This is a genomic window from Leifsonia sp. NPDC058292, from assembly GCF_042880955.1.
GTDB lineage: Bacteria > Actinomycetota > Actinomycetes > Actinomycetales > Microbacteriaceae > Leifsonia.
In genome coordinates this window covers 41,846-51,521 of record NZ_JBHVYL010000027.1, presented here as the reverse complement: position 1 = coordinate 51,521, position 9,676 = coordinate 41,846, and the positions used below count along the sequence as shown (strand labels likewise).

Annotated in this window: 6 protein-coding genes; 3 read left to right on the top strand and 3 right to left on the bottom strand. The window is 70.3% G+C overall.

The genetic code is table 11. The features are described from left to right. The first annotated feature begins 136 nt into the window (after positions 1 to 136). Together ACFVWR_RS14250 and ACFVWR_RS14245 are read left to right on the top strand one after the other, a co-directional pair. Positions 137 to 1,033 (top strand): hypothetical protein, encoded by an 897-nt coding sequence (locus tag ACFVWR_RS14250; protein ID WP_387213209.1) that lies wholly within the window; start codon positions 137 to 139, stop codon positions 1,031 to 1,033. A 169-nt stretch (positions 1,034 to 1,202) separates the two neighbouring features. Then, positions 1,203 to 4,697 (top strand): efflux RND transporter permease subunit, encoded by a 3,495-nt coding sequence (locus ACFVWR_RS14245; protein ID WP_387213206.1) that lies wholly within the window; start codon positions 1,203 to 1,205, stop codon positions 4,695 to 4,697. Here the strand turns inward: ACFVWR_RS14245 and ACFVWR_RS14240 are convergent. Further along, on the bottom strand, positions 4,681 to 5,004 hold the full coding sequence (locus tag ACFVWR_RS14240) for a hypothetical protein (protein ID WP_387213203.1): 324 nt from the start codon (positions 5,002 to 5,004) through the stop codon (positions 4,681 to 4,683). The two genes, ACFVWR_RS14245 and ACFVWR_RS14240, sit on opposite strands and share 17 nt — an antisense overlap. Before the next feature lie 147 nt (positions 5,005 to 5,151). Here ACFVWR_RS14240 and ACFVWR_RS14235 point away from each other — a divergent pair, with 147 nt between their 5' ends. After that, entirely contained in the window at positions 5,152 to 6,090 is a 939-nt protein-coding gene (locus ACFVWR_RS14235; protein ID WP_387213200.1) for an arginase family protein, read from the top strand. Positions 6,091 to 6,797: 707 nt separating this feature from the next. Here ACFVWR_RS14235 and hutI read toward each other — a convergent pair. Further along, positions 6,798 to 8,012 carry an imidazolonepropionase gene (gene hutI, locus ACFVWR_RS14230; protein WP_387213197.1) on the bottom strand — a complete coding sequence of 405 codons (1,215 nt, stop codon included), beginning with the start codon at positions 8,010 to 8,012 and terminating at the stop codon, positions 6,798 to 6,800. A 2-nt stretch (positions 8,013 to 8,014) separates the two neighbouring features. Further along, on the bottom strand, positions 8,015 to 9,670 hold the full coding sequence (hutU, locus tag ACFVWR_RS14225; protein ID WP_387213194.1) for a urocanate hydratase: 1,656 nt from the start codon (positions 9,668 to 9,670) through the stop codon (positions 8,015 to 8,017). Positions 9,671 to 9,676 lie beyond the last annotated feature (6 nt).

Genomic DNA, 9,676 nt, shown 5'->3' with positions numbered 1-9,676 from the left:
CACCGGCACCCGCCGAGATGCCGGTTGTTGCGGGTTTTGCGCGCGAAAAGTTGCCACAACTGGCACCTCGGCCGCGCGCGATTGACCCTGTGGATAACTTTCGACGTCGATCGGCGGGATCGGGAAGAGTGTGCCCATGCATCCACCTCTCCCCGGTCATTTGGCCGGCCGCGCATTCTCCGTCCATCAGGCCGTCGAGGCCGGCATCCCCCCTTCGCGACTGCGGGGCAGAGATCTGGTCACGCCTTTCCGCGGCACCCGGATGCCCGCCACGAGCGCCGACGACTTCGTCTTGCGGTGTCAGGCACTGACCGCTCGCCTACCCCGGGCCGTGATCTCCCATCAGACCGCGGCGGCGCTGCTCGGGCTCCCCTCCGGCAACTCGACCACCGACGACCTCCACATCACCGTTCCGTCCTCCGTGCGGCAGCCGAGGGTTGCGGGGGTGCGCTCCCACAGCGGTGACCTGACAGCGCGCGACCTGGCCAGGGTTCGCGGAGTGCTGGTCACGTGTCCGGCGCGAACCTGGGCCGACGTTTCGAGGAGCGCCTCGCTGCGAGACCTCGTCGTGCTCGGGGATGCGGTCGTCCACTGGCGTGCTCCGCGGGCGACCGTCGAGGAGTTGCGGGAACGAACGGATGTGCGTGGTCGCCGAGGAGCCGTCGCCGCGCGATCGGCTCTCGACCTGATGCACCCGAGATCGGAATCGCCGCAGGAGACGCTGCTGCGCGTCATGCTCGCACAGGCCGGCCTGCCACCGCCCGACGTGAACGTCGACCTGCGCGGAGCAGACGGGCAGTTCCTCGCCCGCCCCGATCTCCGCTTCGCCGAGCAGCGGGTGATCCTCGAATACGAGGGCGACCACCACCGCATCGACCAGGCCCAATGGCGCCGTGATCTCGTTCGCACCACGATGCTCCTGGCAGCGGGCGAAGACGTCATCAGGGTCGGGGCGGCCCATCTCTTGCAGGAGAAGCGGCTCGTCGCCCTCGTCTTCCGGAGGCTGGCTGCGCGCGGTTGGATGCCCGGATGACACCCCGGATCAACCGGGGCAACCGCGGCAACCGCACTCCGCCGGGAGTACGTCTCCACCCCGAAGTCGTACCTGGGCATGAGGTCGTTGCACACTGTGCAATGAGATACTTCGGTGTGCGGCGAAGGCGTCGCGGCCATCGAATCCAGATTTCGCAAAGGGTACGCCTGTGCATTTCCTCGCCGTCCTCAGTATGAAGAACCGCGCCCTCATCGCGCTCGTCACGATCGTGGCGGCGGTGTTCGGCGGGCTCGCGCTCACGAACCTGAAGCAGGAGCTCGCGCCGAGCATCCAGTTTCCGCAGCTGGCGATCGTCACCTCGTATCCGGGGGCGTCGCCGGAGGTCGTCAACAACGACGTGAGCACGCCCATCGAGACGGCGATCCAGGGTGTGCCCGACCTCGACAACACCTCGGCGGTCAGCAGCACGAACCAGTCGCTGATCACCGCGAAGTTTACCTACGGCACCAACCTGGCCACCGCCGAGCAGAAGCTCGATCAGGCCATCAACCGCATCAAGTCGACCCTTCCCGATGGCACAGACCCCCAGGTCGTCTCGGGCAGCCTCGATGATCTGCCGGTCATCCAGCTCGCCGTCACGAGCGACGCCGACCAGAAGGCGCTCGGCGACAAGATCACGAAGCTGGCGCTACCCGACATCAAAGACGTGACGGGTGTCAACGACGCCCAGCTCGTCGGCCAGGTCGGCCAGCGCGTGACGATCGTTCCCGACACCGCCAAGCTCACCGCCGCGGGGCTCACTTCCCAGTCGATCAAGGATGCGCTGCAGCAGAACGGCGTTCTGGTGCCGGGTGGCTCGATCACCGAAGACGACAAGACCCTCTCCGTGCAGTCGGGGGCGCAGCTCACGTCGGTCGACGACATCGCGGCCCTCCCGCTCATCCCCGCCGCCGGCGGTTCTGCGGGCGGCTCGGCTGGCGGGTCCGCCGGGGCGGGTGCGGGCGGCTCGGCTGGCGCAGGCGCGCCGGCCGGCGAAGGCGCCTCGGCCGGTGCGGGCGCATCTGCTGGTGCGGGCGCATCTGCAGGTGCGGGTGCAGGCGCATCAGCCGGCGCCGCTGCGGCCGTGACCCCGGCCATCTCGACCATCGGGGACGTCGCGAGCGTCACGATCACCGACGACCCGACCGCATCCCTCTCCCGCGTCGACGGCAAGCCGGCCCTCACGATCGCGGTGACGAAGCTTCCCTCGGCCAACACGGTCGAGGTGTCGAAGGGCGTCAACGCCCTGATCGACGACCTGCAGACGAAGCTCGGCGACAGCGCGAAGATCACCGTCGTGTTCGATCAGGCTCCGTTCATCGAGCAGTCCATCAACTCGCTCGCCGAAGAAGGCCTGCTCGGCCTCGTCTTCGCGGTGATCGTGATCCTCGTGTTCCTGCTGTCGATCCGTTCGACGCTGGTCACCGCGATCTCGATCCCGACCAGCGTTCTCATCACGTTCATCGTGATGCAGGCCACGGGATACACGCTCAACATCATCACGCTCGGTGCGCTCACGATCGCCATCGGCCGAGTGGTCGACGACTCCATCGTGGTCATCGAGAACATCAAGCGCCAGCTGGTGGCCGGTGTCGACCGTGCGGCGACCATCGTGAAGGCCGTGCGCGAGGTCGCGGGAGCGATCACCGCATCCACGATCACGACCGTCGCGGTGTTCCTGCCGCTGGCGTTCGTCGGCGACGTGACCGGCGAGCTGTTCCGGCCGTTCGCCGTCACGGTGACCATCGCGCTGCTGTCGTCGCTGCTCGTCGCACTGACCATCGTTCCGGTGCTCGCGTACTGGTTCCTGCGGCCGCCCAAGCCGAAGAAGCACGAGGCTGGAACCGAGCAGGTCGACGCCTCGCACCTGTCTGTCGAGGATGCGCTTGCCGCGGGAGAAGACGAGCTCGAGCATCCGTCGATGCTGCAGCGCGGCTACCTGCCGATCATCCACTGGACGCTCAAGCACTCGGTGTCCACCATGCTGATCGCGGTGCTGCTGCTCGTCGGCACAGGCTTCCTGTTCCCGTTCATGAAGACGAACTTCCTCGGCTCGACGGGTCAGAACACCCTGTCGATCTCGCAGACCCTCCCGCCGGGAACCAGCCTCGACGCTCAGGATGCGGCCTCCAAGTCGGTCGAGAAGGTGCTGCTCGACACCGACGGCGTCAAGACGGTTCAGCTGTCGATCGGGTCGAGCGGCAGCAGCCTGCGCGACGCTTTCGCCGGCGGTGGCGGCGGCATCAGCTACTCGGTGACCACCGACCCGGATGCCGACCAGGAGAAGATCCAGAACACGGTCGAAGACGAACTGGCCAAGATCAAGGGCCAGGGCGACATCACGGTGTCGACCTCGAGCGGGTTCGGCGCGTCGAACGACATCGAGATCGACGTCACGGCCACGAGCAACGAAGACCTGCAGAAAGCCACCGACTCGATCGTGTCGGCCGTGAAGGGCCTCGGCTCGATCAAGCAGACGAGCGACAACCTGAGCGCGTCGCTGCCGTATGTGGCGGTGAAGGTCGACCGCGACAAGGCGGCTGCAGCAGGTCTCAGCGAGATCGCGATCGGCGGGCTGGTCTCGCAGGCCGTTCAGCCGAGCACCGTCGGATCGGTCGCGATCGACAACACCACGCTCAAGATCTACCTGCAGAGCGACAACCCGCCGACCACGGTCGCCGAACTTTCCGACCTGCAGATCCCGACGCTCGCGGGCCCGGTCGCGCTGAACACGCTGGCCGATGTCGCCGAGACGAACGGTCCCGCCACCGTGACGACCGAGCGCGGACTCCGCACGGCCACCGTGACGGCGACGCCCGGCACGGACAACCTCGGAACTGCGAACGCCGACGTGACCAAGGCGCTCAAGGATGCGGACATCCCGTCCGGTGCGACGGCGAAGATCGGCGGTGTGTCGTCGAGCCAGTCGGATGCGTTCTCGCAGCTCGGTATCGCACTGCTGGCGGCCATCCTGATCGTCTACATCGTCATGGTGGCGACGTTCCGCTCGCTGCGTCAGCCGTTGGAGCTGCTCATCTCGGTTCCGTTCGCCGCCACCGGCGCCATCGCACTGCAGGTGATCTCGGGCATTCCGCTCGGAGTGGCATCCCTCATCGGCGTGCTGATGCTCATCGGCATCGTGGTGACGAACGCGATCGTGCTCATCGACCTCGTGAACCAGTACCGTCGCCGAGGGATGAGCGTGGCCGAAGCTGTGGCGCACGGGGCCTCGCGACGTCTGCGGCCCATCCTGATGACGGCGCTCGCTACCATCGCGGCGCTGTTCCCGATGGCGATCGGCCTCACCGGCCACGGCGGCTTCATCTCGCAACCGCTGGCGATCGTCGTGATCGGCGGACTCATCTCGTCGACCCTGCTCACCCTGGTCGTTCTTCCGACGTTCTACAACCTCGTCGAGGGCGCGAAGGAGCGTCGCACTGCGAAGCGCGCAGCCCGTGACGGAGGGGACGACGGAGGAGAAACTCGCGGAGACGCCGGCGGAGAACCGGGTGGCACTCCAGGCTCAGGTGCCGCGACAGCAGCAGGGGCCGGGGCGGGGGCGGCTCCGTCGGGCGCTTCCGGGGCTTCGGGGGCGTCGGGAGTTTCTGGGGCCTCTGGCGGCTCTGGGGCCTCTGGCGCTTCTGGGCCTATCGCGCAGAACTGACGAGGTGGTCGAGGGCGGCCATCGCGAGCGCGGACCACTGGTCAGCACTCGTGGATGGCACCTCGACCCAGTCTTTGAGCGGCCTGTTCCGGCGCCCGGGGTCGAAAGGCATCGCGCCCGGCAGCATCAGCGCTTCGGCGTGAGCGCTCGACTCGCGGCCCAGCTTGAACGCCATCGCACCGTAGAACTCGGAAGCGAACACTTGCCTGCCGAGCTTGAGCGCAGGATGACCGAACAACTTTCCGACCACCGCCCCGGAACCGGCGAGGTCGGCGGCCACGACGTCGAAGGCTGAGACGGAATCCATGCGCCGATCCTAGGCCGTGGCCGGTTCGCGGCGCACTGGACGCCGCGCATCCGGGCCGCGGCGCGCGCGGCACCGGCGTACGGGATACCGGACGCTCCGGCCGCGCACGCCGTTCCGCCGGCCGCGCGGCGTTGGTAGCTTCGGCTCATGAGCAGAAGCGCGTTGTCCGTCGATCCTCTGTGGCCGCGAGCGGGGGACTGGCCCTCGCCCGGCACGGTCGCGTCGGGCGAGACCGTCGACCTGACGCTGCTCGGCATCCCGACGTGGCGCACCTCGCTCTCCGTCACGGGCGCGGCGGCGACGCCGGAGGCCGTTCGCGCCGCTCTGCGCTATTACGCGACGTTCACCGTCGGCGATCGTTCCGCCCGCGACGGCCGGCAGCACCGGGATGTCGGTGATCTTCGACTCACGGACGCAGGAGACGTCGTCGAACCCGACGGGCCCGAGGGTGAGCTGCGTGCGATGCGGGCGGTGGCGGATGCGGTGGCGAGGGCATCCCTGGTCGTCGCGGTCGGTGGCGACAACGCGCTCACCGTGCCTGCCGCGCTCGGCGCGTGGGGCGACGACCTGCCTGCGGCGGGACTGGTCACACTCGACGCGCACCACGATCTGCGCGACGGTGTGAGCAACGGCTCGCCGGTGCGGCGCCTCATCGAAGCCGGACTCGACGGCCGCCGCGTCGTGCAGATCGGCATCGCCGATTTCGCCAACTCGCCCGACTACGCGGCGCGCGCCGCCGACTACGGCATCACGGTCGTCCACCGCGACGAACTGCACCGGCGCCCCATCGACGACGTCATGGCCGAAGCGTTCGACATCGCGGGCGCGGCCGGCGGTCCGGTTCACGTGGATCTGGACGTCGACGTGTGCGACCGGTCGGTGGCTCCGGGATGCCCTGCCTCGGTCCCGGGTGGCATCTCGGCCTGGGAGCTGCGCCGCGCCGCCCGGCTTGCCGGCGCCCGTCCCTCGGTCCGCTCGATCGACCTCGCCGAGGTGGACGCCACCGCCGACGCCCCGGACGGCCGCACGGTGCGCCTCACCGCCCTCTGCATCCTCGAGGCCGCGGCCGGCCTCGCCACGCGCTAGCGCCTCTCCCCGCATCCGGCACCCCCACGCGGCGACGCCACCGGTCGCCGCGGGGCCGCGGGGCCGCGGGGCCGCGCCACGACCACGGCCCTTCGCGCCGAATGCGCCCGTTCCGGTCGAGTGTGGGTGCTGCGCCTGCCACATTCGACCGCACCGGCCACGCTCGCCGCCGCGGGCGGCGCGCCGCCCCGCACCCACGACCAGGATGCGCCGCTCGCCCCACACTCGACCGCACCGGCCACGCGCGCCCGCGACCAGGATGCGCCGCGCGCCCGCAGACCCCGCGCGCCCGCAGACCCCGCGCGCCCGCAGACCCCGCGCGCCCGCAGACCCCGGGCGCCCGCAGACCCCGGCAGACCCCGGCGCCCGCAGACCCCGCGCGCCCCACACCCCGCGCATCCCACGTTCGCGGCACCGCACCTCGAACGTGGCCCTTCGCGCCGAGTGCGCCCGTTCCGGTCGAGTGTGGCAGCTGCGCCTGCCACATTCGACCGCATCGGCCACGCTCGCCGCCCCGGGCGGCGTGCGCTGGGCGGCGTGCGGCCGCGCACGCGCCCCCTCTCGCGTCCCGCCCACCATCCCCACGCGCCCAACGGCCCGCTCATTGAGTTGCGCTGAAGTGTTGTTCTGGGGCGCATTTCACCCCACTTCGGCGCTTCTCGATTGATGTGGGGTGGGTGGGGGCGGCGCGCGCTACGCGGCGCGCGCTACGCGGCGCGCGTGCCGGCGCGCCAGGCGCCGTCGACGAGGGGGACGCCGGGGCGGTAGGCGAGGTGCACGTAGCTGGGGGCGCGCAGCGCGACGAAGTCGGCGCGGGCGCCAGGGCCGAGGTGACCGACGTCGGTGCGGCGGAGCGCCGCGGCGCCGCCGGCGGTGGCCGACCAGACCGCCTCGGCCGGCGTCATGCCCATGTCACGCACGGCGACGGCGATACAGAACGGCATCGACGAGGTGAACGAGGAGCCGGGGTTGCAGTCGCTCGCGATGGCGACGGTGACGCCCGCGTCGATGAGACGCCGGGCATCCGGGTACGGCTGGCGGGTGGAGAACTCGGCGCCGGGGAGCAGGGTCGCAACGGTGCTGGACCCGGCGAGGAGTGCGACATCGGCGTCGGTGAGGTGGGTGCAGTGGTCGACACTGGCGGCGTCGAGGGAGACGGCCAGCTCGATGCCGGCGCCGGGCGCGAGCTGGCTGGCGTGGAGACGCACGCCGAGACCACGGGCGGCTCCGGCGGCCAGGATGCGGCGGGACTGCTCCGGCGTGAACGCGCCCTCTTCGCAGAACGCGTCGATCCAGCGCGCGAGCGGAGCGCAGGCGTCGAGCATCTCGCCGACCACGAGATCGACGTACGCGTCGGGGTCGGCCGCGAACTCGCTCGGCACGACGTGGGCTCCGAGGAACGTCGTCTCGTCGGTCACGCGTGCGGCGAGCGTCAGCAGCCGGGCTTCGTCCGCGACGGTCAGACCGTAGCCGCTCTTGATCTCGAACGTGGTCGTACCCTGGGCGACCAGCTCGGTCACGAAGGCGTCGAGCCGGTCGGTGAGCTCCGCATCCGTCGCCTCACGGGTCGCCGCCATGGTGCTTCTGATGCCGCCCGCGGTGTATGCCGCTCCCGACATACGCGCCTCGAACTCGGCGGAACGGTCGCCGCCGAACACGAGATGCGTGTGGCTGTCCACGAAACCGGGCAGCACGGTGGCGCCGTGCAGGTCGACGACGTCCGCATCCGAGGCCGCGAGGGCGAAGGCGTCGGAGGAGGGGAGCTCGTCGGCGCGTCCGCTCCAGACCACCAGTCCGTCGGAGACGAGCATCGCCGCATCGGTCACCAGGCCGAGGCGTTCGACACCGCCGGCAGACCGTTGCGCCGGCTCGTTGGTGACCAGCTGGCCGATGCCGGTGACGAGGGTGGCCGGGGCGCGCATCCTCAGCCCTCCTGCATCGGGATGCGCAGCCCGCGTTCGCGGGCCACCTCCGCCGCCCGCTCGTACCCGGCGTCGACGTGACGCATCACACCGGTGCCCGGGTCGTTGGTGAGCACGCGCTCGATCTTCTCGGCGGCGAGCGGGGTGCCGTCGGCGACGACGACCTGGCCGGCGTGGATGGAACGACCGATGCCGACCCCGCCGCCGTGGTGGATCGACACCCAGGTGGCCCCGGATGCGGTGTTCAGCAGGGCGTTCAGGAGCGGCCAGTCGGCGATCGCGTCCGAACCGTCGGCCATCGCCTCCGTCTCCCGGTACGGCGACGCGACGGAGCCGGAGTCCAGATGGTCGCGGCCGATGACGACGGGTGCGGAGAGTTCGCCGCTCGCGACCATCTCGTTGAAACGCAGGCCGGCGAGGTGGCGTTCTTTGTAGCCGAGCCAGCAGATGCGGGCGGGCAGACCCTCGAAGTGCACCTTCTCGCCGGCGGCGGCTATCCAGCGGTGGAGGTGCTCGTCGTCGGGGAACAGTTCGAGGATGGCCTTGTCGGTCGCGGCGATGTCGGCCGGGTCGCCGGAGAGCGCGGCCCAGCGGAATGGCCCCTTCCCCTCGGCGAACAGCGGCCGGATGTAGGCGGGCACGAACCCGGGAAAATCGAACGCGCGCTCGTAGCCGCCGAGCTCGGCCTCGGCCCGCAGCGAGTTGCCGTAGTCGAAGACCTCGGCCCCCGCATCCTGGAACCCCACCATCGCCTCGACGTGTTTCGCCATCGAGGCCCGCGCCGCGACGGTGAAACCCTCGGGATCGGCCTCGGCGGCATCGTGCCACTCGGCGACGGTGACGCCCTCGGGCAGGTAGCTCAGGGGGTCGTGCGCGCTCGTCTGATCGGTGACGATGTCGATCGGCACGCGGCGTGCCAGCAGTTCGGCGAACACGGTGGCGGCGTTGCCGACCAGACCGACGGAGAGTGCGCGGCGCTCGGCGCGCGCGGCCAGCGAGCGGGCGACGGCGTCGTCGAGGTCGGTGGCCAACTCATCCAGGTAGCCGTGGTCGATGCGGCGCTGCAGGCGGGATTCGTCCACGTCCACGATCAGCACCGCACCCTCGTTCATCGTGACGGCGAGGGGCTGGGCGCCGCCCATGCCACCCGCGCCGGCTGTGAGGGTGAGGGTTCCGGCGAGCGTTCCGCCGAACCTCTTGGCCGCGACGGCCGCGAAGGTCTCGTAGGTTCCCTGGAGGATGCCCTGGGTGCCGATGTAGATCCACGAACCGGCGGTCATCTGGCCGTACATCGTGAGCCCGAGGGCTTCGAGGCGCCGGAACTCGGGCCAGGTCGCCCAGTCGCCGACGAGGTTCGAGTTCGCGATGAGCACCCGGGGAGCCCACTCGTGCGTGCGAAAGACACCGACGGGCTTGCCCGACTGCACGAGCAGCGTCTCGTCTTTCTCGAGGTCGCGCAGCGTGCGCACGATCGCGTCGTAGGCCTCCCAGCTGCGTGCTGCCCGGCCGGTGCCGCCGTAGACGACGAGGTCGTCGGGGCGCTCGGCCACATCGGGGTCGAGGTTGTTCATCAGCATCCTCAGCGGCGCCTCGGTCTGCCAGCTCTTGGCCGTGAGCTCGGTGCCGCGTGCGGCGCGCACCTCTCGTGCTCCCTGCATGGTTCT